21 protein-coding genes are annotated in these 24,578 nt (G+C 68.7%); 10 read left to right on the top strand and 11 right to left on the bottom strand.

Annotated elements, in window-relative coordinates; genetic code table 11:
• Positions 1-46: 46 nt before the first annotated feature.
• The 6 genes from AC1Z3O_RS14975 to AC1Z3O_RS15000 all read right to left on the bottom strand — a co-directional run bounded on the left by AC1Z3O_RS14975 (position 47) and on the right by AC1Z3O_RS15000 (position 7,238).
• Positions 47-1,291 carry a 5-(carboxyamino)imidazole ribonucleotide synthase gene (locus tag AC1Z3O_RS14975; protein ID WP_483516486.1) on the bottom strand — a complete coding sequence of 415 codons (1,245 nt, stop codon included), beginning with the start codon at positions 1,289-1,291 and terminating at the stop codon, positions 47-49.
• A gap of 49 nt (positions 1,292-1,340) precedes the next feature.
• Positions 1,341-1,838: a 5-(carboxyamino)imidazole ribonucleotide mutase gene (gene purE, locus AC1Z3O_RS14980; RefSeq protein WP_483516487.1), complete on the bottom strand. Its 498-nt coding sequence runs from the start codon at positions 1,836-1,838 to the stop codon at positions 1,341-1,343.
• 482 nt (positions 1,839-2,320) lie between these two features.
• A complete protein-coding gene (locus AC1Z3O_RS14985) occupies positions 2,321-3,229 on the bottom strand; it encodes a phosphoribosylaminoimidazolesuccinocarboxamide synthase (protein ID WP_483516488.1) in 909 nt (302 codons plus the stop codon).
• Between the two features lie 124 nt (positions 3,230-3,353).
• Positions 3,354-4,418 (bottom strand): class II fructose-bisphosphate aldolase, encoded by a 1,065-nt coding sequence (gene fba, locus AC1Z3O_RS14990; RefSeq protein ID WP_483516489.1) that lies wholly within the window; start codon positions 4,416-4,418, stop codon positions 3,354-3,356.
• A gap of 94 nt (positions 4,419-4,512) precedes the next feature.
• On the bottom strand, positions 4,513-5,949 hold the full coding sequence (gene pyk, locus AC1Z3O_RS14995) for a pyruvate kinase (protein ID WP_483516490.1): 1,437 nt from the start codon (positions 5,947-5,949) through the stop codon (positions 4,513-4,515).
• A gap of 92 nt (positions 5,950-6,041) precedes the next feature.
• Complete coding sequence (locus tag AC1Z3O_RS15000) at positions 6,042-7,238, bottom strand: phosphoglycerate kinase (RefSeq protein ID WP_483516491.1); 1,197 nt, start codon at positions 7,236-7,238, stop codon at positions 6,042-6,044.
• A 373-nt stretch (positions 7,239-7,611) separates the two neighbouring features.
• Here AC1Z3O_RS15000 and AC1Z3O_RS15005 point away from each other — a divergent pair, with 373 nt between their 5' ends.
• Entirely contained in the window at positions 7,612-8,718 is a 1,107-nt protein-coding gene (locus AC1Z3O_RS15005; protein WP_483517616.1) for a helix-turn-helix transcriptional regulator, read from the top strand.
• 35 nt (positions 8,719-8,753) lie between these two features.
• Entirely contained in the window at positions 8,754-9,863 is a 1,110-nt protein-coding gene (locus AC1Z3O_RS15010; RefSeq protein ID WP_483516493.1) for a helix-turn-helix transcriptional regulator, read from the top strand.
• Positions 9,864-9,920: 57 nt separating this feature from the next.
• On the opposite strand, the gene AC1Z3O_RS15015 is transcribed toward AC1Z3O_RS15010, so the two are convergent.
• The 4 genes from AC1Z3O_RS15015 to AC1Z3O_RS15030 all read right to left on the bottom strand — a co-directional run bounded on the left by AC1Z3O_RS15015 (position 9,921) and on the right by AC1Z3O_RS15030 (position 15,662).
• Positions 9,921-10,244 (bottom strand): AzlD domain-containing protein, encoded by a 324-nt coding sequence (locus AC1Z3O_RS15015; RefSeq protein ID WP_483516494.1) that lies wholly within the window; start codon positions 10,242-10,244, stop codon positions 9,921-9,923.
• A complete protein-coding gene (locus AC1Z3O_RS15020; RefSeq protein WP_483516495.1) occupies positions 10,241-11,035 on the bottom strand; it encodes an AzlC family ABC transporter permease in 795 nt (264 codons plus the stop codon). The genes AC1Z3O_RS15015 and AC1Z3O_RS15020 overlap by 4 nt, the downstream gene beginning before the upstream one ends.
• Positions 11,036-11,250: 215 nt before the next feature.
• Complete coding sequence (locus AC1Z3O_RS15025; RefSeq protein WP_483516496.1) at positions 11,251-12,255, bottom strand: Bug family tripartite tricarboxylate transporter substrate binding protein; 1,005 nt, start codon at positions 12,253-12,255, stop codon at positions 11,251-11,253.
• 356 nt (positions 12,256-12,611) lie between these two features.
• Positions 12,612-15,662: a DEAD/DEAH box helicase gene (locus AC1Z3O_RS15030; RefSeq protein ID WP_483516497.1), complete on the bottom strand. Its 3,051-nt coding sequence runs from the start codon at positions 15,660-15,662 to the stop codon at positions 12,612-12,614.
• Positions 15,663-15,863: 201 nt separating this feature from the next.
• Between AC1Z3O_RS15030 and AC1Z3O_RS15035 the strand changes: the two genes are divergently transcribed.
• The 6 genes from AC1Z3O_RS15035 (at position 15,864) to AC1Z3O_RS15060 (ending at position 20,435) form a co-directional block, all read left to right on the top strand.
• On the top strand, positions 15,864-16,784 hold the full coding sequence (locus AC1Z3O_RS15035; protein ID WP_483516499.1) for a branched-chain amino acid transaminase: 921 nt from the start codon (positions 15,864-15,866) through the stop codon (positions 16,782-16,784).
• 39 nt (positions 16,785-16,823) lie between these two features.
• Positions 16,824-17,018, top strand: coding sequence for a zinc-finger domain-containing protein (locus AC1Z3O_RS15040; protein ID WP_483516500.1), 195 nt, complete (start codon positions 16,824-16,826; stop codon positions 17,016-17,018).
• A gap of 112 nt (positions 17,019-17,130) precedes the next feature.
• Positions 17,131-18,153 (top strand): lipopolysaccharide heptosyltransferase II, encoded by a 1,023-nt coding sequence (gene waaF, locus AC1Z3O_RS15045; RefSeq protein ID WP_483516501.1) that lies wholly within the window; start codon positions 17,131-17,133, stop codon positions 18,151-18,153.
• 41 nt (positions 18,154-18,194) lie between these two features.
• Entirely contained in the window at positions 18,195-18,638 is a 444-nt protein-coding gene (locus AC1Z3O_RS15050) for a YybH family protein (protein WP_483516502.1), read from the top strand.
• 115 nt (positions 18,639-18,753) lie between these two features.
• Positions 18,754-19,779, top strand: a complete 1,026-nt coding sequence (locus tag AC1Z3O_RS15055) for a YheT family hydrolase (protein WP_483517617.1) — start codon at positions 18,754-18,756, stop codon at positions 19,777-19,779.
• An 86-nt stretch (positions 19,780-19,865) separates the two neighbouring features.
• Positions 19,866-20,435: a DUF2946 family protein gene (locus AC1Z3O_RS15060; protein WP_483516503.1), complete on the top strand. Its 570-nt coding sequence runs from the start codon at positions 19,866-19,868 to the stop codon at positions 20,433-20,435.
• Positions 20,436-20,464: 29 nt separating this feature from the next.
• On the opposite strand, the gene AC1Z3O_RS15065 is transcribed toward AC1Z3O_RS15060, so the two are convergent.
• Positions 20,465-22,078, bottom strand: coding sequence for a beta-barrel assembly-enhancing protease (locus AC1Z3O_RS15065; RefSeq protein ID WP_483517618.1), 1,614 nt, complete (start codon positions 22,076-22,078; stop codon positions 20,465-20,467).
• A gap of 241 nt (positions 22,079-22,319) precedes the next feature.
• Here AC1Z3O_RS15065 and moaC point away from each other — a divergent pair, with 241 nt between their 5' ends.
• Positions 22,320-22,799 (top strand): cyclic pyranopterin monophosphate synthase MoaC, encoded by a 480-nt coding sequence (moaC, locus tag AC1Z3O_RS15070; protein ID WP_483516504.1) that lies wholly within the window; start codon positions 22,320-22,322, stop codon positions 22,797-22,799.
• 456 nt (positions 22,800-23,255) lie between these two features.
• Positions 23,256-24,467 (top strand): NO-inducible flavohemoprotein, encoded by a 1,212-nt coding sequence (gene hmpA, locus AC1Z3O_RS15075; RefSeq protein ID WP_483516505.1) that lies wholly within the window; start codon positions 23,256-23,258, stop codon positions 24,465-24,467.
• The last annotated feature ends 111 nt before the right edge of the window (positions 24,468-24,578 follow it).

The following is a 24,578-nucleotide window of genomic DNA, read 5'->3' on the forward strand; positions in this document are numbered from 1 at the left end:
CTTCAATACTGCGGTGTGTCGTCTGGCCGGGGCGGCCGCGGCCCCCTCAGAGCGGGATGTGCAGCGCGGCCGCGGCCGCGGCGAAGGCTGCTGCCGCGTCGGCGGCGTGATCGCCCACGCAGTTGATGTGGCCCATCTTGCGTGCCGGGCGCGCATCGCTCTTGCCGTACAGGTGCAGCTTGGCGCCGGGCTGGGCCACCACTTCGTCCCAGGCGGGCGTGCGTTCCAGGCCGAACTCGTACCAGACGTCGCCCAGCAGGTTCAGCATCTTGCCGGCCGAATGCTGGCGCGTGCGGCCCAGCGGCAGCCGCGCCATCGCGCGCACCTGCTGCTCGAACTGGCTCGTCTCGCAGACGTCCATGGTGATGTGGCCCGAGTTGTGCGGGCGCGGCGCCATCTCATTGGCCACCAGCGTGCCGTCGGTCAACACGAAGAACTCGATGCACAGCACGCCGACGTAGCCCATCTCGGTGGTCACGGTGGCGGCGGCGGCGCGCGCGCGATCGGCGATGTCGTCGGAGACGCTGGCCGACGGCATCACGGTGGAGAACAGGATGCCGTCGCGGTGCACGTTCTCGGCCAGCGGCCAGGTGGCCGTGCTGCCATCGGCGCCGCGCGCGGCCAGCACCGAGACCTCATAGGCCAGCGGCAGCATCTTCTCCAGCACGCAAGGCACGTGCTGCATGGCCTTCCAGGCGGCGCGCACATCCTCGCGCGTCTTCACGCGGGCCTGGCCCTTGCCGTCATAGCCCATGCGTGCGGTCTTCAGGATGCCGGGCAGCAGTTCTTCGGGCAGTTGATCGACGTCGGCGTCGTGCTGGATCACCCAGTGCGGCGCGGGCGGCACGCCGGTGCGCTCGGCGCAGGCGGCGAAGAACTTCTTCTCGCCGATGCGGTTCTGCGCGATCGACACGCAGTAGCCGCGCGGCGCGACGAAGGCGCCGAGCTGCTCGAGCCGGTCCAGCGAGATCGACGGCACGTTCTCGAACTCGGTCGTCACCGCCTGGCACAGCCTGCCCATCTCGGCCAGCGCCGCTTCGTCGGTATAGGGGGCGCAGATATGCTTCTCCGCCACCGAGCCGGCCGGGCTGTCCTGGTCCGGGTCAAGCACGCACACCTTGTAGCCCATCGCCTGCGCGGCGTGGGTGAACATGCGTCCGAGCTGGCCGCCGCCCAGCATACCCAGCCAGGCGCCCGGCAGGATGGGCGCGTCGGGGCGGTCGACGCCGAACTCGGCGCGCGACTCAGGGGTGTGGGCTTCGACCAGGTGGGGATGGATGTCGGTGGGCATGCTTGTATTCCAGGTGGGCGGGTGAAGGGCCGGCGGGTCCGCGCCGGCCTCAGACCGGCAGGGTCATGGCGCGCGCGGCCTCGGTCTGGCGGGCGCGGAAGGCTTCCAGCGCAGCGGCCAGCGCGTCGTCGGTCGCCGCCAAGGTGGCGATGGCGTGCAGCGCCGCATTGGCCGCGCCGGCCTCGCCGATGGCAAAGGTGGCCACCGGCACGCCCTTGGGCATCTGCACGATGGACAGCAGCGAATCCTCGCCGCGCAGGTACTTCGACGGCACCGGCACGCCGAACACCGGCACGATGGTCTTGGCGGCGATCATGCCGGGCAGGTGGGCCGCCCCGCCCGCGCCGGCGATGATGGCGCGCAGGCCACGCGCACGCGCGGTCTCGGCATAGCGGTACATATCGTCGGCCATGCGGTGGGCCGACACGACCTGGGCCTCGAAGGGCACGCCGAAGTCCTTCAGCATGGCCACGGCGTGCTGCATCACGTCCCAGTCGGAACTGCTTCCCATCACCACGCCGACCAGCGGCTTCGCGGTATTGCTCACGTTGGATCCTTCCAAAATCTTACATCCGGCGCCGCGGCAAACGCACCGCGCCGCACTCGGTTTGCTCCCCTCTCCCGCTTGCGGGAGAGGGGTTGGGGGAGAGGGCGGGGGCTTCGTCGAGACTGCGGAGTTGGACAACACCGATGGCTTCGATGTACGTGGCACCTTGCTATACCACCCCTCTCCCCCACCCTCTCCCCATGAGGGGAGAGGGAGCCAAGACCTCGTGCTTGGCACTTGGTGTTGGCGCACTACTTCGGCTTCGGCTGGCGTGGCGCCTTGCTAGACCACCCCTCACCCCAACCCTCTCCCCATGAGGGGAGAGGGGGAACACCTGTTGGCCAGTTCAAACGGCGCTGGCGCATCCTTCCTGGCTTCGGCTGGCGTGGTCCCTTGCTATACCACCCCTCTCCCCCACCCTCTCCCCATGAGGGGAGAGGGAGCCAAGACCTCGTGCTTGCACACGGTCTTGGCCCATCGTCTTACTGCAGTTCTTCGCCGGTCAGGCGCGTCAGCGCCTCGCGGTACTTGGCCGCGGTCTTCTCGACCACGTCTTCCGGCAGCTTCGGCGCCGGCGCGGTCTTGGGCCAGGGCTTGCCGTCGATGCGCACGGCTTCCAGCCAGTCGCGCACGAACTGCTTGTCGAAGGACGGCGGGTTGGTGCCGACCTGGTAGGAATCGGCCGGCCAGAAACGCGAGGAGTCGGCGGTCAGCACCTCGTCCATCAGCGTCAGCGTGCCGTTCTCGTCCAGGCCGAACTCGAACTTGGTGTCGGCGATGATGATGCCGCGCGTGGCCGCGTAGTCGGCGGCTTCCTTGTACAGGCGGATCGAGATGTCGCGCATCTTCTCGGCCAGTTCCTTGCCGATGCGGGCTTCCACCTCGGCGAAGGAGATGTTCTCGTCGTGCTCGCCCATCTCGGCCTTGGCGGCCGGCGTGAAGATCGGCTCGGGCAGCTTCTGCGCGTTCTGCAGGCCGGCGGGCAGCGCGATGCCGCACACGCTGCCGGTGGCCTGGTAGTCCTTCCAGCCGCTGCCGGCCAGGTAGCCGCGCACCACGGCTTCCACCAGGATCGGCTTCAGGCGCTTGACCACCACGGCGCGCCCACGCACCTGCTCCACTTCCTCGGGCTTGACCACGCTCTCGGCGGCCACGCCGGTCTCGTGGTTCGGCACGATGTGCGCCAGCTTTTTGAACCAGAAGTTGGCCATCTGGTTCAGCACGCGGCCCTTGGCCGGAATCGGCTCACCCAGGATGACGTCGAAGGCCGACAGCCGGTCGGTGGTGACGATCAGCAGCTTGTCTTCGCCGACGGCGTAGTTGTCGCGGACCTTGCCGTGGCCCAGCAGGGGCAGCGAGGCGATGGAGGACTCGTAGAGAGCGTTGGACATGGTGATTCCAATCTTGCGTCGCGCGGAGGAAAAGCGAGGCGCTCAAAAATGCGTCGTCCCCGCGCGGGCGGGGACACAGGAAACAGGCTTGCGGCCCCGCCTGGGCGGGGACGGCCGGCCGATCTTACTGGACAACCTGGGCGAGCGTGCCCGCCTTGTATTGCTGGGCGATGTCGGCGAGCGCGATCGGCTTGATCTTGCTTGCCTGGCCTTCGCAGCCGAAGGCGATGTAGCGCGCCTTGCACACCAGCTTGGCGGCTTCGCGGGCCGGCTTCAGGAACTCGCGCGGGTCGAACTTGCTCGGGTTCTCGACGAAGAAGCGGCGGATCGCGCCGGTCATGGCCAGGCGGATGTCGGTGTCGATGTTGATCTTGCGCACGCCGTACTTGATCGCTTCCTGGATCTCCTCGACCGGCACGCCGTAGGTTTCCTTCATGTCGCCACCGAACTGGCGGATCTCTTCCAGCAGCTCCTGGGGCACCGAGGAGGAACCGTGCATCACCAGGTGGGTGTTGGGGATGCGGGCGTGGATTTCCTTGATGCGGCTGATCGCCAGGATGTCGCCGGTGGGCTTGCGGGAGAACTTGTAGGCGCCGTGCGAGGTGCCGATGGCGATGGCCAGCGCGTCGAGCTGGGTGGCCTTGACGAAGTCGGCGGCCTGCTCGGGGTCGGTCAGCAGCATGGAGTGGTCCAGCTTGCCTTCGGCGCCGATGCCGTCTTCCTCGCCGGCTTCACCGGTTTCCAGCGAGCCCAGGCAGCCCAGTTCGCCTTCCACGGTCACGCCGATGGCGTGCGACATTTGCACCACCTTGCGGGTCACTTCGATGTTGTACTCGTAGTCCGACGGGGTCTTGCCGTCTTCGCGCAGCGAGCCGTCCATCATCACCGAGGAGAAGCCCAGGTCGATCGCGGCCTGGCAGACCGCCGGCGACTGGCCGTGGTCCTGGTGCATCACCACCGGGATGTGCGGGTAGGCTTCCACGGCTGCTTCGATCAGGTGGCGCAGGAAGTGCTCGCCGGCGTATTTGCGGGCGCCGGCCGAAGCCTGCATGATCACCGGCGCGTTGACTTCGTCGGCCGCCTGCATGATCGCCTGGACCTGCTCCAGGTTGTTGACGTTGAAAGCCGGCAGACCGTAACCGTTTTCGGCGGCGTGGTCGAGCAGCTGGCGCATCGATACGAGTGGCATGTCAGACTCCTAAAGAAAGAATTTGGGGTGTCTCGGTTTCTTCTACTGATCGTCTAGCGATCGATTCGTCCTGGGCGGCGGGAGCGCTGCGCGCTCAACCGCCGACGCGGACGATCTTCAAGGTATTGGTTCCGCCCGGCTGGCCCATCGGCTCGCCCACCGTCAGCACGATAAAGTCGCCACGCTGCACCACGCCCTGCGCCAGCAGCAGGTCTTCGGCCTGCTGCAGCGCCACGTCGCGGTCCGAGCTGGCGTCCAGCGGCAGCGGCACCACGTTGCGGTAGAGTTGCATCTTGCGCTGCGACGTCAGGTTGGGCGTCATGGCGTAGATCGGCACATGGATGCGATGGCGGCTCATCCACAAGGCGGTGGCGCCCGAATCGGTGAGCGCGGCGATGGCTTTCACCTGCAGATGATAGGCGGTGAACAGCGCACCCATCGCGATCGACTGGTCGATGCGGGTGAAGGTCTGGTTGAGGAAGTCGGTGTCGAGCTGCACGACCTCGGATTTCTCTGCCTCGACGCAGACCGCGGCCATGGCCTCGACGGTCTCGACCGGGAAGCGGCCGGCGGCGGTCTCGGCCGACAGCATCACCGCGTCGGTGCCATCGAGCACGGCGTTGGCCACGTCAGACACCTCGGCGCGGGTCGGCACCGGGTTGACGATCATGCTTTCCATCATCTGCGTGGCGGTGATGGCCAGCTTGTTGGCCTCGCGGGCCAGCCGGATCATGCGCTTCTGCAGCGCCGGCACCGCTGCGTTGCCGACCTCCACCGCCAGGTCGCCGCGCGCCACCATGATGCCGTCGCAGGCCTGCAGGATCTCCTCCAGCACGCCGGGGCGGATCGCCTCGGCACGCTCGATCTTGGCGATCATGCGGGCCTTGTGGTTGTGCGGCTGGCCGGCCACCAGCGCAAGCTGGCGCGCCATCTCCATGTCGGTGGCGTTCTTCGGGAAGCTGACCGCGACATAGTCGGCGCCAAGCGCCATCGCGGTCTTGATGTCTTCCATGTCCTTGGCGGTCAGCGCCGGCGCCGACAGGCCGCCGCCTTGGCGGTTGATGCCCTTGTTGTTGGACAGCTCGCCGCCCACCTTGACGGTGGTGAAGATCTCGCCGCCGAACACGCGCTCGACCACCAGCACGATCAGGCCGTCGTTGAGCAGCAGAAGGTCGCCAGGCCCCACGTCGCGCGGCAGGTCCTTGTAGTCGAGGCCCACCCGCTCCTGGTTGCCCAGGGCGCAGGCGGCGTCGAGGATGAAGGGGTCGCCCGGCTTGAGGGTGATCTTGCCCTGTTCGAACTTGCCGACACGGATCTTGGGGCCCTGCAGGTCGGCCATGATGGCCACCTCGCGGCCGCAGGCGCGCGCCGCGTCGCGCACCAGGCGCGCGCGTTCGAGGTGGTCCTCCGCGGTGCCGTGCGAGAAATTCAGGCGCACCACGTCGACACCGGCCGCGATCATGCGCGTGAGCATCTCCAGCGTGCTGGAGGCGGGGCCGATGGTGGCGACGATCTTGGTCGAACGGGTCATGAACGGGTTTCCTGGTTGACGGCGGCGCGCCCATGCGCCTGCAAGCTCATGTGGCGCGCCCGGTTGTGCCCGGTCGCGCCCTCGCGGCGGACTCAGCCCGCCGCGCGCTGCTCCAGTACCTCGAAGGCGGGCAGCTTCTTGCCCTCCAGGAACTCGAGGAAGGCACCGCCGCCGGTGGAGATGTAGCCCACGCGGTCGGCGATGTTGTACTTGGCGATGGCGGCCAGGGTGTCGCCGCCACCGGCGATCGAGAATGCCGCGGAATCGGCGATGGCCTGGGCCAGCACCTTGGTGCCGTTGCCGAACTGGTCGAACTCGAACACGCCGACCGGGCCGTTCCACACGATGGTGCCAGCGGCCTTGAGCTGCTCAGCCAGTTGCGCTGCGGTCTTCGGGCCGATGTCGAGGATCATGTCGTCGTCGGCCACGTCCTTGACGTCCTTGACCGTGGCCGTGGCGGTGGCGCTGAACTCCTTGGCGCAGACCACGTCGACCGGGATGGGCACCGAGGCGCCGCGCGCGCTCATCACGTCCATGATCGCGCGCGCCTCGGCCACCAGGTCGGCCTCGGCCAGCGACTTGCCGATCGTCAGGCCGGCAGCCAGCATGAAGGTATTGGCGATGCCGCCGCCGACAATCATATTGTCCACCTTGTCGGCCAGCGACTTCAGGATGGTCAGCTTGGTCGAGACCTTGGAGCCGGCCACGATGGCGACCAGCGGCCGCGCCGGCTGGCCCAGCGCGCGGCCCAGCGCGTCGATCTCGGCGGCCAGCAGCGGGCCGGCGCAAGCCACCGGCGCGTACTTGGCGATGCCATGCGTGGTGGCCTCGGCGCGGTGCGCGGTGCCGAAGGCGTCGTTGACGTAGACGTCGCACAGCTTGGCCATCTTCTGCGCCAGCTCGTCGCTGTTCTTCTTCTCACCCTTGTTCACACGGCAGTTTTCCAGCAGCACCACCTGGCCCGGCGCCACCTGCACGCCATCGACCCAGTTCTGCACCAGCGGCACCTCGCGGCCCAGCAGTTCCGACAGGCGTGCGGCGATCGGCGCCAGCGAATCCTCGGGCTTGAACTCACCCTCGGTCGGGCGGCCCAGGTGCGACGTCACCATGACGGCGGCGCCGGCCTTCAGGCAGGCCTCGATCGCCGGCACCGAGGCGCGGATGCGCGTGTCTTCGGTGATATTGCCCGCGTCATCCTGGGGCACGTTCAGGTCGGCGCGGATAAAGACGCGCTTGCCGGAGAGTTTGCCTTGGGAAATGAGATCGGAAAGACGCAGGACAGAGGACATGTCGGTTCGGAGATAGCGGGAAAGGGAAGAATGGAAAAAAATCGGCGTAATCGGGCATTTTAACCGATCGAGCCTCCCGGATCGCGGAATCCGGACGGCCCCGATAATGGGAAGTGGCGATTTCGCCATACCCCTCGGCAGCAATCCCGCCTATCTCTTTTCTCTACCCTCCCAACGTTGGGTTTCGAGAACGAGCGTCCCTCCAAGCGTTGGGATAATGTACGCAAAAGTCTGCACGCACGAACGGGCAGATCCGCTAACTCTCTAAGAAGAGCAGCGATATCCACTAAGAAGAACTAAGAATAATCGGGTTGTGTCGCGTCCGTCATATGCAGTGGACCAGCGCGACCGCCACTGGGAAAAGGGGTCGATGATGAGTGAGCCGGCCATGCACGCGGTCATCCGCGGCTTGTACGACGGCATTCTTGCGCCGGAAGCCTGGCAAGAAAGCCTGCGCATACTGAGCGGGATGGCAGGAAGCGCGCATGCTTCGATGCTGGTGCGGGACACCGTGCAGGACCAGATGACGCACGGCGAGACGTTCAATCCGGTACGCGAGCTCCACGAGCGCTACGAGCAGGAATTCCAGACCATCGACCCGGCCAGGGGCTTCGCCTCCGGCCTGTCGGTGGGCAGCTGGTACGTCGATGCCCGCGACTTCGGCGAGGGCGCGATGGCGCGCCATCCCTTCTACCAGGACTTTCTCCATCCATTCGGGCTGCGCTCCTATATGGCCTGCCTGGTCGAGCGCCAGCCGCACTACGAGGTGTATTTCTCCGTGCAGGGCGCTCGCTCGCGTCCCGCATTCACGCAGGAAGACGCGCGCGTGCTGGATTGGGCCATGCCGCATATGCGCAGCGCCATGCGGCTGCGCGACCGCACGCTGGAAGTGGCGGCGCTGGCCAGCATGGCAGACGCCATCCTGGAACGCCTTGCCTTCGGCGTGATCGTCTACTCCGCGCAGCGGCACGTGCTGATGAGCAACCGCATCGGCGATCGCTGGGCGCGCCGGCTGGATCCGCCCGGCAAGGTCTCGGCGTGGACCTTGTCGCGGCCCTTTGCCGCGATGCTGCGGGCCGCCTGCGATCCGGCCCAGCCGCTCGGGGCACAAGCCGCGCTGGCCGCGGATGGCGCCGGCAACGAGGCACAGGTGATCGTGCTGCCGCTGTCGCCCTCGCACCAGCTTGCCAGCGCGTGGCAGCAACCGGCGGCGCTGGTGGTGGTCCATGAGCGTGGCGCCACGCCGCCGCCGCTGGCAGACGTCCTGCGCGGCCTGTACGGCCTCACGCCGGCCGAGACCCGCCTGGCCTGCGAACTGGCAAGCGGGCAAGGCCTGCCCGAGGCCAGCGCGCGCCTGGGCATCCGCCACGAGACCGCGCGCTCGCAAGTGAAAGCGATCTTCCAGAAGACCGGGGCAAGCTCGCAGCCGCAGCTCGCGCACCTGCTCACGCAGCTCGCCATCGCGTTGGCTCAGGCCTGACGCGGGCACCGGTGCAACGAGGAGGGTCGAGCGGCATGGACGACCGCGAAATGCATGAGACGATCCGGGATCTCTACCTGGGCATCGTCGAACCCGACGCCTGGCAGCGCGGCCTTGACGCGCTCTGCCGGGCCACCGCCAGCGCGCACGGCTCGCTGGTGGTGCGGGACACGATCAACGACCGCTTCACGGTGGACCAGGTGGTCAACCCGAAGCCGGACGCACTTGCCGCCTACGAGCAGCACTTTGAACCGCTCGATCCGGCGCGCCCGTTCACGGCGCGGATGCAGGAGGGCGACTGGTATATCGACACGCGCGAGCTCGGCGGCCAGGCCATGCGCAAGCTGCCGTTCTACGGCGACTTCATCCGTGCCTACGGCATGTCGTCCGTCGCCGGCTGCCTGGTCGATCGCCGCCCCGACTACGATGTCTTGATCGCGCTGCAGCGCGCTGCGGACCAGGATGCCTACCTGCCGGACGAGCTGCGTGCACTCGACTGGGCCATTCCCCACCTGCGGCAGGCCATCGCGCTGCGCGAGCAGGCTCAGGCCAGCCTCGCCATGAACGCGCTGTCGGCGCAACTGCTCGACCAGCTTTCCTTCGGCGTCATCGTGTTCCTGGCGGACGGCAGGCCGCTGTTGAGCAACCGCAATGGCGAGCGCTGGATCCGCTGGCTGCTGCCGTCCGGGAGCAAGAGCGCGGACTGGGTCTTCTCGCAGCCCTTTCGCACCATGCTGCAGGCCGCCTGCGACCCGGCCAGCGCAATGCCGGCGCGCGGCACGCGGGCGCGCGCGGCCGATGGGCGCGAGGCCAGCGTCGTGGTGTTGCCGCTGCCGCCCCAGCACCCGCTTGCCCACCGCTGGCAGCTGCCCTCGGCGCTGGTGGTGATCCACGAGTTCAGCGAGGTGCCGCCGGAGCTGGGTGCCGTGCTGCGCGACCTCTACGCACTGACGCCGGCCGAGATCCGGCTGGCCACCGCGCTGGCCACGGGCGCCGGACTGCCCGAGGCCTGCGAGCGGCTGGGCATCCACCGCGAGACCAGCCGCTCGCAGCTCAAGAGCATCTTCTACAAGACTGGAAGCAGCTCGCAGGCTCAGCTCGCCCACCTGCTGACCCAGCTCGGCACGGGACTGAGCGCCGCGTGAGGACGAGGACGGCGCCGGCAATCTCGCCGACAAGCGCGGCGCAGCGCGCCTCCGTTCTCAGCCGAGCAAACGCAGCGCCGTGTAGACGGCCATGCCGGCCGCGATCATGCCGACCATGCTGCGCGTCACCAGGTAGAAGACGGTCGCGGCGATGCCCGACAACAGCTTGATATTGTCGAGCGCCACGGTGAAATGCCCCTGCCAGGTGAGCAGGTCGGGCAGCACGATGGCGGCCAGGGCCGCCGCCGGCGCATAGCGCAGCGCACGCTGCAGGCGGTCCGGCACGGTCACGCGCTCGCCGGCGATCAGGAAGAAGGCGCGCGTGATGACGGTGACCACGGCCATACCCACCAGCGCGATCCAGATCTCGAGATGGCTCATGCGGCGTCTCCGGCATCGGTTCCGGCGCGGCGCCGGCGCAGCCCGCGCAGCGTGGCGCGCGCGGTCAGCTCGTCGCTGGCCATGCCGGCGGCAATGGCGCCGCACACGGCCACCATCAGCCCAAGCCGGTACGGCAGGTTGAAGCACAGCAGCGCCAGCACGGCCGATGCCGCCACGGCGAGCAGCGTGGAACGCGTCTTGATGGTGGCCACCATCACCGGAATCAATGCCAGCGTGCCGGCCAGGCCCAGGCCCCAGCTGTCCGGGAAGGCGCTGGCCAGCAGGATGCCGACGATCGACGAGACTTGCCAGGTCGCGCAGTTGGTCAGCGCCATGCCCCAGAAATAGCCTTCCTTGCCGGGCTCGTAGCCGGGCGTGGTGTAGCGCCGCAAGAAGTAGACGAAATGCAGGTCGCCGTTGAAGGTGCCCAGCAGCGTGCGCCGCCACAGCGGCAGGTAGCTGAAGTGCGGCTGCAGCGCCGCGCTGAAGATGACGAAGCGCAGGTTGATCACCGCGGCCGTCAGCCAGATGGTCCAGAGCGGCAGGCCCGCGGCGAACAGCGGCAGCACCGCCAGCTGGGCCGAACCGGCATAGACCAGCAGCGACATGCCGATGGCCTCGGGCACCGTCATGACCGACTTGCTCATGGCCACGCCGGTGACCAGGCCCCAGGAAAAGGTGGCCGGCAAGGACGAGGCGAAATAGCGGGCGCCCTCGAAAAAGGTGGCGCGCTCGGCTGGTGCAATGCGATGCCAGGGCCGCAACAGGGCCTGGGGCAGTCGGAAGATCATGTCAGAGGGCGAGGGGCAGCACGCCCGGGGCCACCGGTACCGCGCCACGGGCGCGGCCGGCGCAGCCGGTCGTGAGGGGATGCCGTCCGCCGGACAGCGGACGTCACGCCATTATAGGGCCCGGGAAGTCCCTGCTAAGCGCTCGCTTAAGAATTTGTTGCGCAGCGCGCAGCGTTGCGCGCTGCCCCCCCACCGCGCGGCGAGGGACGAGCCGATCAGTCGATCGAGGCGCCGACCGTCTTGACCACGCCGGCCCATTTCTGGCGGTCGGCCTTCACGGTGGCACGGAACTGCTCGGCGCTCTCGATGCGCGGCGTGTTGCCCGCGTCGATCAGTTTCTGGCGGACGGCGGGGTTGTCCAGCGCCACCTTGACCGCCTCATTGAGCTTGTTGACCACCTTCGGGTCCAGCCCTTTGGGCCCGAAGAAACCGAACCAGATCGAGCTGTTGAAGCCCGGCAGGCCGCTCTCTGCCACGGTCGGCACCTCGGGGATCACCGGCACGCGCCTGGCGGTGCTGACGCCGAGCAGGCGCACCTTGCCGGCGCGGTACTGGGGCAGCACGCTCTGCACCTGGTTGAAGATGCAGCAGACCTCGCCCTTGAGGACGGCCTGCAGCGCGTCGGGGCCGCCCTTGTACGGCACGTGCACCATGTCCAGGCCGGCGCGTGCGTTGAACTCGGCGAAGGCCAGGTGGGTGCCGGTGCCGTTGCCGGTGGAGGCGTAGTTGTACTTGCCGGGGTTGGCCTTGACCTTCTCGATGAACTCCTTGACCGACTTCACGTCGATCACGGCCGGGTTCACCGTCAGCACATTGGACACCTCCACCAGCGGCGCCACCGGGGTGAAATCGGCCTCGGCGTCGAAGGGCAGATGCTTGTACAGCGCCGGATTGATGCCGTGCGTGGCGGCCGTGCCCAGCAACAGAGTATAGCCGTCGGGCTTGGCATGGGCGACCACTTCCGAAGCGACGTTGCCGCCCGCGCCCGGACGGTAGTCGAAGATGATGGTGGCCTTGAGCGATTTCTGCAGCGATTCCTGCAGCGTGCGTCCCACCATGTCCACGCCCGAGCCCGCGGTGAAGCCCGTCAGGATAGTGATCGGCTGGGCGGGCCATTCCGCCCCCTGCGCCCGCGCGGGCGCGGCGGCGATCGACAAGGCGGCCGGCACGGCGGCCAGCAGGGCGAGGGACGAGTACAGGCGGGAAGCGGGACGGTTCATGGGGGCAGCCTGGCTGGATTGGATGAGGTGGTGTGGTGCGGCAGTCGGTTCGGCGGCAGAGCGGCAGAGCGGCACAGCGGCACAGCGGCGAACTAGCCGTGGCCCGGCGCGCTGCCGCGCATTGCGTGTCTTCTTGTCTGTGTTCTTGTCGGTGGCGTTGCGCTTGTCGGCGCTTGCCCCGGCGCCTGCATGCCGCGTCACGGGGCAGAACTGCACGATACCAACGATTGCGCACATCACCAACGACTCTTATCGCTTGACGGTATGCCGTTGCGGCATAAGACGCACATTGATGCAGGCAAGCCACACCCATGTCCCGTGCCTGCCCCGAGCATGCGGCGGGGCATCGAGTCGGGTCAGCTGCGCAGCAGCATCACCAGTTCGTCGACATCCGGCAGCGGGGCTGCCGCGCCCTCGCCCGCCGCGAGAATGCCGTCCGCCAATTCGCGCTTGCCTTGATGCAGCGCGACAATGCCCTCCTCCACGGTGCCGGCGCTGATCAGCCGGTACACCGTCACCGGGCGCTGCTGCCCGATGCGGTGGGCACGCCCCATGGCCTGGTCTTCGGCGGCCGGGTTCCACCACGGGTCGGTGATGATCACGTAGTCCGCGGCGGTCAGGTTCAGGCCGAAGCCGCCTGCCTTCAGGCTGATCAGGAAGACTTCCCCCTCGCCGGCCTGGAAGGCGGCCACTCTCCGGTCACGTTCGGCGGCGGGGGTGGCGCCGTCGAGGTATTGCCAGCACATGCCCACCGCATCGAGCCCGGCACGCAGCAGCTGCAGGAAGTCGACGAACTGGCTGAACACGAGCGCCCGATGGCCCCCCGCGGCCAGTTCGCGCGCCAGTTCCACGAAGGCGCGGACCTTGGCGCCCGGCCGCGTCAGCTCGGGCGTGACCAGCCGGGCATCACATGCGGCGCGCCGCATGCGCGTGAGCTGGGCCAGCACGTGGACGCGTGCCTCGGCCTCGGTGGTGGCGGCGGTGGCGGCGGTGGCTGCCGTGGCCGCGGCCGCGGTAGCGATATCCGCGCCTGGCGCGCCGCCGCCCGCCGTCGTGCCCTGCGCGGCCTTGGCACGCGGCCGCCCGGCGCCGGCCGCGGCACGCAGCGCGCGCTCGGCCGCGTCCTGGGCCTGGCGCCGCAGCGCCTCATAGTGGGCGGCCTCGGCAGAGTCCGGCTCGATGCGCAGCAGCAGCTCGGTGCGGGGCGGCAGTTCCTCCAGCACCTCGGCCTTGGTCCGGCGCAACACGAACGGGGCGATCATCCGGCGCAGCCGCAGGCGCGGCTCGCGTGCCCCGGCCTGTTCGATCGGAGCGGCGAAGTGCTCATTGAAACGGGCCAGCGAACCCAGCAGCCCCGGATTGCAGAAACGCATCACCGACCACAGCTCGGCCAGCCGGTTCTCCAGCGGCGTACCGCTCAGCACCATGCGGAAGTCGGCCTGCAGCGCGAACATGGCCTGGGCACGCTTGGCGCCGGCATTCTTGAAGGACTGGGCCTCATCGGCCACCACGGTATGCCAGGCGCGCGCGCAGAAGGCGGCGCGCGCCTGCTGCAGCAGGGTGTAGGAAACGACCACCAGGTCGCCGGCGCCGGCCTGCGCCAGCACGGCATCACGCCCGTCCACGGCATAGGCGGACACGCGCAGCGCGGGCGCAAAGCGGCGCGCCTCGGCCAGCCAGTTGCCGCACACGGAGGTCGGCGCCACCACCAGCGCGGGACCGCCGGCGGCGCGCGCGGCCAGCACGGCCAGCGCCTGCACGGTCTTGCCCAGGCCCATGTCGTCGGCCAGGCAGGCGCCGAAACCGGCCTGCGCCAGTTGCATGGCCCAGCGATAGCCGTCCTGCTGGTAGGGCCGCAGTTCGGCCGCCAGCGTGGCGGGCAGCGGCGGCGCGGCCTCGCGCGCGCCGCGCAGGCGGGCGACCCGTTCGCGGAAATGGCGGTCGGGGTCGATGCCGGCGCCGGCCAGCACATCGTCCAGCCAGGGCGCGGCCATGGCGGGCACGCGCACGCCGGCATCCCGGGCGGCAGAGCCGGCCATGGCGGACACGGCGGCCAAGTCGCGCAAGCGGCCGCGCAACTCGCGCGTCAGCGCCACGTAGACGCCCTCGCCCATCGGCACGAAGCGCCCGGCATGGCTGGCGGCCCAGGCCAGCAGCCGCTCGAGCTCCAGCACCAGCCCCTCTGCCACGCTCAGCTCGCCCGCCAGCTTGAACCATTCACCGGCGGCGGCGACACGCACCGCCAGCTGCGGCAAGCCGGCGCCCAGCACGCGGATGGCGCGGCCCTTGGGCCATTCCAGCGCCTGCACGCCCGCCAGGCCGGGCAGGTGTTCCAGCACCTCCAGCGCGGTCTCGGGATCGTCCAGCGTCCAGCCCAGTTCGCCGTCATCGGGCGCCAGCGGCACCAGGGCCGGCAGCGCGGCGAACACCTCGGCCACATGGGCGCGCTCGGCGGCCAGGTCGCGCCGCGTGGCGCGCGTCTCACCCTGCAGCGTCGCCATCAGGCGCTCGCGCCCGGCGCCGGGCGCCAGGCGGGGACCGAGCGGCCCCAGCGGCGTCACCACCAGCCGCAGTTCCAGCCCCTGGCCGTGCGGCGCCAGTTCGGCGCGCAGCCGGCTTTCGGGCGCCACCTCCAGCGCCAGCCCGCCGTGGTCGGCCTGCACCTGGAAGTGCACGGCGAGGGCGCGCAGCGCGGCGTCGAGTTCGGCCTGGGCATCCAGCGGCACCGCCAGGCCCTTGGCCAGCACCCGCGCCGCGGCCAGCTGGGCCGGCGTGTGGCGCACCACTCTCAGGCGCTGCGGACCGTCACGCACCACGGTGATCTGGCGCAGGGCCTCCGCCTCCTGGCGCGCGGCCGCATCCAGATAGCCTTCCAGCAGGCGCGACTCGCGCACCGGCGGCCAGGCGCGCAGCAGGTAGCGCCCCGGCTCGCGCACCACCTCCAGCACCGGCTCGCCGGCCACCACGGCCAAGGGCAGGTCGGGCCGGCCGGCCAGCACCACCGCCGGATGGCCCACCAGCGCCAGCATGGCGGCCGCGCGGTCGAGCGTGCAGCGCCGCCCGTAGCCGCGCTCGTGGCGGATCGCGCGCGCCACGCGGGCATCGTCGGGCGTCAGGCTCTCGCTTTCCGCGATGCGTGCCAAGGGCACCGGACGCGGCTTGCTCCAACCGCGCGCGCCCAGGCTCTGCTCGACCGGCTCGACGGCCGCGACGGCGCCGTCCGGGTCCAGGCTCACCATCCAGAGCAGCCGGGTGCGGGGCCCGGCCGGCGCGCCGCCGGCTTCGTCACTTCTGCCCTCGCCTTGCCCGGCAAGCGCGCGCAGCGCTTCGAGCGCCACCCGCCAGTCCTCCGACGGCGCGGCTGGCTGACTGGGAAGCGGGCCTGAGGGCGGCTGGGCGGCGGACATCGGCAATCGGGTGGATTCTGGCGAAGGGATTCTGGCAAAGGCGGCGGACGGGCTGCAGGCCCCGTACGGAGCGCCCCGAGAGACGCAAACGGCACGGGAGCCAACTGCCGATTCTAGCCCGCCGCGCGGCCGTGCGTTGGCACCTCAGCCCCCGCGGCTTACAATGTGGCTTTTGCAACTTCACGGCGGCGGGAGGAAACCATGTCAATGGCAGATCGCGACGGCAAGATCTGGATGGATGGCAAGCTGATCGACTGGCGCAGCGCCAACATCCACGTGCTGACCCACTCCCTGCACTACGGCATGGCCGTCTTCGAGGGCGTGCGCGCCTACAAGACGCCGGAAGGCACCGCAATCTTCCGCCTCAAGGAACACACCCGCCGGCTGTTCAACTCGGCCAAGATCTTCCAGATGCAGGTGCCGTTCGACGAGGCGACGCTGGAGGCAGCGCAGCTGGAGGCCGTGCGCGCCAACCAGCTCGAGTCCTGCTACATCCGCCCGCTGATCTGGGTCGGCTCGGAAAAGCTCGGCGTGTCGGCCCGGGGCAACACCATCCACGTGGCCATCGCCGCCTGGTCGTGGGGCGCCTACCTGGGCGAGGAAGGCATGGAACGCGGCATCCGCGTCAAGACCGCCTCGTTCAACCGCCACCACGTCAATGTCTCGCTGGTGCGCGCCAAGGCGAGCGGCTACTACATCAACTCGATCCTGGCCAACCAGGAAGCGACCGGCCTGGGCTACGACGAGGCGCTGCTGCTCGACACCGACGGCTACGTCAGCGAAGGCTCGGGCGAGAACGTCTTCATCGTGCGCAACGGCGTGATCTACACGCCGGACCTGGCCTCCTGCCTGGACGGCATCACGCGCGACGCCATCATGACCATCGCCCGCGACCTCGGCATCGAGGTGCGCGAGAAGCGCATCACGCGCGACGAGGTCTACTGCGCCGACGAAGCCTTCTTCACCGGCACCGCCGCCGAAGTCACGCCGATCCGCGAGCTGGATGACCGCGTGATTGGCGAAGGCCGCCGCGGCCCGATCACCAAGAAGCTGCAAGACACCTTCTTCGCCGCCGTGGGCGGCACCGACGAACGCTATAAACACTGGCTGACGCTGGTCTGAACCCGGCAGCCGACAACGACAAACCCTCCCTGCAACACCATGACGCAAACCGCCAACGTAATCGAGATCGGCGCAGAAGACATTCCGCTGCATTGCCCCACCAGCAAGACCCCCGCGTGGAACTACCATCCGCGCGTGTTCCTCGACGTGGCCGACACGGGCGAGGTCAAGTGCCCGTACTGCGGCACTCTGTACAAGCTCAAGCCGGGTACCGTCCTGAAAGGCCACCACTGACCGGATCCCACCCGCACGCTCCGCTCGCCCCCCGGCACGCCCTCGCGCGCGCCGGGGTCTTCGCGCTGGCGGCGCGCGCGGTGCATGCAACCCGGCCTGACGTATCCCACTCATGAAGAAAGCCCTCGTCATCGCCCCGAACTGGATCGGCGACGCGCTGATGGCGCAGCCGCTGTTCGCGCTGCTCAAGGCGCGGCACCCGCGCATGCAGATCGACGCGCTGGCGCCCAAATGGGTCGCGCCGGTGCTCGCGCGCATGCCCGAGATCGGCAAGGTCTTTCCCACCGACCTCGCGCACGGCAAGCTGCAGCTCTCGGCGCGGCTGCTGTTCGCGCAGCAGCTCAAGCACGAAGGCTATAGCGCCGCCTACGTGCTGCCCAACTCGCTCAAGTCCGCGCTGATCCCCTGGATGGCCGGCATCCCGCTGCGGGTGGGCTATCGCGGCGAAGCACGCATCGGCCTGCTCAACATCCGCCACGCCAACCCGCCGCGCGACCAGCGCCCGCCGATGGTGGAGCACTATGCGCGGCTCGCCCTCAAGCCCGGCGCGCGGCTGCCCGACGACCTGCCCGAACCGCGCCTGCGCATCGACCCCCAGCGCGTGGCCGCGACCGCGCAGCGCTTCGGCATCCCGCCGCAGACAAGGGTGATCGCCTTCTGCCCCGGCGCCGAGTACGGCCCCGCCAAGCGCTGGCCGGCCGAGCACTTCGCCGAGCTGGCGCAGATGCTGCGCCGGTCCTTCCCCTATGCGCAGATGATCGCGCTGGGATCGGCCAAGGACGCCGAGATCGCCGCCGAGATCGTCAAGGGCGCACCCTTCGTGCGCAACCTGTGCGGCCAGACCTCGCTCGACGACGCGGTCGACCTGCTGGCGCTCTCCGAAGCCGCGGTCTGCAACGACTCCGGCCTGATGCACGTGACCGCGGCGCTGAACCGGCCGCAGGTGGCCGTGTTCGGCTCCAGCGACCCGCGCCACACGCCCCCGCTGTCACAGGCAGCGAGTATCATGTGGCTCCAATTGGAATGCAGCCCGTGCTTCAAGCGCGAGTGTCCGCTCGGCCACCTGCGCTGCCTGAAGGACATCCAGCCAGAAATGGTGTTCGTCGAGCTGCGCAATCTGTTGCAGCAGCCCTGACGCCCGGACCCAGCCGGATCGATTCCCAGACCATCGCCACCATGCCCCGCTTCGCCCGTTTGTTCGATTCCGCCGAAGACATCGTCGACGCCTTCCGCGATGCGCTGAAACTGCGCGACGCCGATGGCGCGCTGCGCTTATGGCTCGACGAGGACTCCATCACCTGCGTGATGCCCGACGGGCAGCGCATCATCGGGCACGAGCAGCTCCGGCTGGCCTTCTCGCAGCTTCTGGAGGAGCAGCCGGTGCTGGTCGACGTGATCGAGACCAGCAGCCACGCCTCGCTCGGCGTGTCGATCTTCGACGTGACCGAAGCCCTGCGCTTCGGCAGCGAGAGAGTCGAGGCCGACCTGTACGTGCACACCACCTACGTGCTGATGCAGAACCACGAAGGCTGGCGCCTCGCCCATATCCACTGCAGCCCGGCCAACGCCACCCAGGTGGCCGGCGCTACAGTCGGCGTGCCCGGCCAGGCGCTGCACTGACACGACCCCGGGGCCGCGCCGGCACCCGGGCCCAGCAGGCATGCGGCACCCGCAGCTCTCCCGACTTTCCCCGCCAACGGCGCCCGATGCCGTGCCGGGCACCGCGCCGGACACCATGCCGGATGCCGCGCCCGGCTTCGGCGCGGGCCTGAGCATGCCCTGGTGGCTGCGCGACGGCCACAGCCAGACCATCATCCCGGCGCGCTTCACGCGGCGGCCGCAGGTGCGCTTCCGGCGCGAGCGCTGGACCACGCCCGACCAGGACTTCATCGACCTCGACTGGACCACCCACGCCGCCGCGCCGGGCACACCGCTGGTGGTGATGTTCCACGGCCTGGAAGGCGACTCCGGCAGCCACTACGCACAGAGCTTGATGCATGCGCTGGGCGAGCGCGGCTGGCAAGGCGTGGTGCCGCACTTCCGCGGCTGTTCCGGCGAGCTCAACCTCGCGCCACGCTTCTATCATTCGGGCGACGCCGAGGAGATCGGCTGGATCCTGGCGCGGCTGCACGCCCTGCACTGCCCGCCGGTGCGCAAGCTGCTGGTGGTGGGCATCTCGCTGGGCGGCAATGCGCTGCTGCGCTACCTGGGCGAGCAGGGCCAGGCCGCAAGCCGGCTGGTCGACAGCGCCGCCGCCATCTCGGCGCCGCTCGACCTGGCGGCCGGCGGCGCGGCGCTGGCGCGTGGTTTCAATCGCGTCTATACCCGCATGTTCCTGCAGACGCTCAAGCGCAAGTCGCTGGCGAAGCTGGAGCAGTACCCGGGCCTGTTCGACCGCGACACCATGCTCGCCAGCCATGACCTGTACGCCTTCGACAACGTGGTCACGGCGCCGCTGCACGGCTTTCGCGACACCGACGACTATTGGGCGCGGGCAGCCAGCAAGCCGGTGCTGTCCAGCGTCGCCGTTCCCACGCTGGTGCTCAACGCGCGCAACGACCCCTTCTTGCCCGCCCGCCACCTGCCCGGCCCCGGCGAGGTCAGCGCCCAGGTGTGGCTGGAGCAACCGGAGAACGGCGGCCACGTGGGCTTCCTGACCCCGCCCGACGGCCTGCTGCGCCACCTGCCGCTGTTGCCGTATGGGGGACACATCGGCTGGCTGCCGAGCCGCATCCTGCGCTTCTTCGACGGCGTCGCCTAGCGCGGCGGACCGGAGGCGCGCGGCCGGCAGCACCACGCAACGCATCGCATCACGCGGGCATCGCGCCCGCGCAGGAGACAAGAAAAATGGATGACATCGTCAAGCAGGCCATGGCCCGCTGGCCCGACGTGCCCAACTGCTACGGCTGGCTGGCGCTGGACCGCCGCGGCCAATGGCGCGTGCACAATGAATACGCACAGCAGCACGGCTTGTCGGGCGACCCGATCCGCCACGAAGCCCTGATCGCCTTCATCGAGCGCAATTACCAGTGCGATGCGCGCGGCGGCTGGTACTTCCAGAACGGGCCGCAGCGCGTGTTCGTCTCGCTGGGCTACGCGCCGTGGGTGGCACGCCTGCACCAGGGACGGCTTGCCACCAGCAGCGGCCGCGCCTTCACGCCGGCATCCTGCTTCGCCGACGAGCACGGCAATGTGGTGCTGGCCGGCGCAGTCGAAGGTGAGAGCGGCGTGCAGGCCGCGCTGCTGCACGACCACGATCTCGACGCCTTCAGCAGCGCCAGCACCTGGCATGGCGAAGCGTGTGGCGCGGCGCTGGGCGTGTTCCACCACGCCGGTCGCGACCTGTCCATCGATCCCATCACGGAAAAGGAAGTGCCCGCGCGCTTCGGCTTCCTGCGCGTGCCGCAGCCGGAATAGTTCGGGTCGGGCCGTCCGGCCCGAGCCGCCTAGTTCGGCATGCCCTTGTTGTCCTGGCGGTCCTCGCGGAACAGGCGCTGCAGCTGGTGCAGGCGCGCATCGACCTCGGACAGCGTGTAGAAATCGCCGTCGCCTGACTTGCGCGCGATCTGCAGCTGCTCGATGGCTTCCTGGTAGGAGCCATCCATCGCATAGCGCTCGGCCAGCGCCTGGTGCTGTTGCAGTTGCAGGCCCTTGCCGGCATAGGCGCGCGCCAGCAGTTCCCACCACTCGGGCCGGGTGTTTTCTTCGCGCGTGCGGTCGCGCAGGTAGGCGATGGCCTCGTTCCACTTGCCGGCGGCGATCAAGGTCTCGCCGTAGCACAGCGCCACCGCATGCGACAGCGGGAAGACGCGCATCGACGCCTGTGCCTGGCTCAGGGCTTGGGGAATACGCCCCTGGGCGCGCGCCAGCTCGATCGCCATGACGTCCAGCATCGGGCTGCCCGACGTCGCGCCGGGAATATTGCCGTAGAGACGGCGTGCCTCGCCCAGCGCAGTCTCCGCGGCAGCGGAGCGTCCGAGGCGCTGCTCCGTGAAGGCGATGCCGTACAGCAGGGCCGGCTGCCGCGCGGGCGTGGCGCTGGCCAGCTGCGTCTGCATCGCGCTGCGCAGGTTCTGCAGGTCGCTGGGCGTGGTCTCCTGCAGCACACGCGCACGCACGCGCGCGAACTCATAGTCAGGCGTGGTGACCACCTTGCGCGCGGCCACGTGGCTGGCGCGGTCCTGCATATCGGCGATACGCTCGGACGTCAGCGGGTGGGTGCGCACGTAGGCGGGCAGCGAGTTCTCGGAGATCCCCATCACGCGCTGCAGGCGGCGGAAGAAGTCCGGCATGCCCTGCGGATCGAAGCCCGCCGCCGTCATGATCTGGAAGCCGACGCGGTCTGCCTCGCGCTCGGCGCCGCGCGAAAAGGACAGCTGGTTGGCCACGGCCATGCCCTGCCCGCCCATGGCCAGCGCCGCCGCGGCATCGCCGCTCTTGGTGGCGGCCAGCCCCGCCAAGGCCATCGCGGCCAGCGCGATCCACATCGACTGGTCCTGCTTGGTGATGCCGCGCGCGATATGGCGCTGCATCACGTGGCCGATTTCGTGGCCCAGCACCGAAGCCAGTTCCGACTCGGTTTCCGCCTGCACCAGCAGGCCGGTGTGCACGCCGACATAGCCGCCCGGCATGGCGAAGGCGTTGATGGTGCGATCGCGCACGGCGAACAGCTCGAAGCCGGTGGCAAAGGTGCCGGCGCCGTTGGCGCCGGAGATGTTCTGCTTGCGCGCGGCCTCCACCAGCCGGTAGCCGAGCGCGTTGAGGTAATCCGACAGCAGCGGGTCGCTCAGGTAGTCGGGATCGCGGCGGATCTCGCGCATGATGCGGTCGCCCAGCCGCTTCTCCATGTCGGGCGACAACGCCGCGCTGGACGGATCGCCCATGTCGGGCAGTTGCGGCCCGCTGCCCTCCACCACCGTGCCGCCGCTGTGCGCGCCGAAGTCCGACTTCTGCCCGGCCTTCACGCTGCGGTTCAGGTTGTCGTAGACCTGGTCGCTCGCTTCCGCAGCGCCCCGCGCGCCGATGTTCAGGCCCGGCGGGGACTGCGACCAGCCGGGCATGGCGAGGCTCAGCGCCAGCAGCAACGCCAGCGGCCGCTTGATGCCGCGCGGCCGCGCGACGGCGTGGCCGGCCGGATTGCGGCCGGAGGCATGCGGGGCGCGGCCGGGGCCGGTGCGGGGCAGTCGAGGCAGTTGCATATTGCTATGATAGCGGCGTTCCGCAGCCGTTCCCACGGGGCATCCCCTGCCCCGGGAACGGCTGCACCGGTCGCGCCGCGCCCCAACCGCCCCTTGCCAAGCCATGAGCCAGCTCACCCATTTCGACACCGCCGGACAAGCCCATATGGTCGATGTCGGCGCCAAGGCAAGTACTCACCGGGTGGCCGTTGCCAGCGGCACCATCACCATGCAGCCCGCCACCTTCGCGCTGGTGCGCGACGGCAGCGCCAAGAAAGGCGATGTGCTGGGCATTGCACGCGTGGCCGCCATCATGGCCACCAAGCGCACGTCCGACCTGATTCCCCTGTGCCACCCGATCGGCCTGACCAAGGTCGCCGTCGACTTCGCGCTCGACGAAGCCGGCGCCAGCATCACCTGCACCGTGCGCACCGAAACCCATGGCCAGACCGGCGTGGAAATGGAGGCGCTCACGGGCGTGCAGGTGGCGCTGCTGACCATCTACGACATGTGCAAGGCGGTAGACCGCGGCATGGTGATGGGCAATGTGCGGTTGATGGAAAAGCACGGCGGCAAGTCGGGAGACTGGGTGGCGGAAGCCTAAGGCCTTGATTTGAAAGCCGACTGGCGCATGCCTGCATTCCGGGCCGCGCACCATCCGCAAACGCAAACGCAAGCGCAACAAACAAGAAACCCGCCGAAGCGGGTTGGTGGGTCGGGTGTCGGAACGAAGCGCAAGTGAGGTTGCGGCCCGATATCGGTGGCCGCCTTGGGTTAGGTTCGTTCCGACGCGAGACCAGTCTACGAGCATCCGATTGCCTGCCCTATTGGGGGAAATCGTGATGGCGAGACCAGGAAGTGATTCCGCGTGATCCACCTCAATCTCTGCAACGAATCTCCGACACATGCGTGCTGTCGTGCAGCCTCGCGCCACGGCTTTGCGTTGCTCCGCCAAGAAGGTCTCACCTAGACTGAACATCTATCAAAGCGATGGGGTAAGCCACGGTCCGGACTGCCGCGATCCGGGGCAGCCCCCACGACCGCACCAAGGAGACCAACCATGCTCACCCAGAAGACGAAGGACATCGTAAAGGCGACCGCGCCGGTGCTGGCCGAACACGGCTACGACATCATCAAGTGCTTCTATAAACGCATGTTCGAGGCGCATCCCGAACTGAAGAATGTCTTCAACATGGCGCACCAGGAACAGGGCCAGCAGCAGCAGGCGCTGGCACGCGCGGTCTACGCCTATGCGGAGAATATCGAGGACCCGAGCAGCCTGATGGCTGTGCTGAAGAACATTGCCAACAAGCATGCGAGTCTCGGCGTGCGGCCGGAGCAATACCCGATCGTCGGGGAAAACCTGCTGGCTGCCATCAAGGAAGTCTTGGGCAGTGCAGCAACCGACGACATCATTTCCGCATGGGCACAAGCCTACGGAAATCTCGCCGACGTCCTGATGGGCATGGAAAGCGAGTTGTATGAACGCTCCGCCGGGCAACTGGGCGGATGGACCGGCTGGCGCACCTTTGTCGTGCGCGAAAAGCGGCCCGAGAGCAGCGTGATCACGTCGTTCATCCTCGAGCCTGCCGATAGCGGGCCGGTGGTGAACTTCGAACCCGGTCAGTTCATCAGCATCGCCGTTGACGTACCTGCCCTGGGCTTGCAGCAGATCCGCCAATACAGCCTGTCGGACATGCCCAATGGGCGCAGCTATCGGATCTCGGTGAAGCGCGAGGGCGGCGGCGCGCAGCCGCCGGGCTATGTCTCATGCCTGCTGCACGATCACGTCAATGTCGGCGACGAGGTCAAGCTGGCCGCACCCTATGGCAGCTTCCATATCGACGTCAACGCCAAGACACCCATCGTCCTGATCAGCGGCGGCGTGGGGCTGACCCCGATGGTCAGCATGCTCAAGCGGGCCATACAGGACCCGCAGCGCCAGGTGGTGTTCGTGCACGGCGCACGAAACAGCGGGGTGCATGCCATGCGCGACCGGCTGCGCGAGGCCGCCAAGACCTATGCCAATTTCAGCTTGATCGTGTTCTACGATGATCCGCTGCCGCAGGACGTTGCGGGCCAGGACTTCGACCACGCGGGGCTGGTCAACGTCAAGTCGATCAAGGATGCGATCCTGTTGCCCGACGCGGACTATTACATCTGCGGCCCGATCCCGTTCATGCGGATGCAGCATGACGCGCTGAAGGAGCTGGGTGTCCGTGAGGCACGCATCCACTATGAGGTATTCGGTCCGGACCTATTTGCCGAATAGGCCCAGGCCAGGAAGCCGGTGGGAAGCCGGTGGGAAGCATTGGTCGTGCCGATCGCTGTTCGGCGCTGTTTTCTACCGGCTCGCTCTGCGCCATTCGACTCGCATGAGCTG

The sequence above is a fragment of the Cupriavidus sp. 09_S30 genome, from assembly GCF_056930435.1.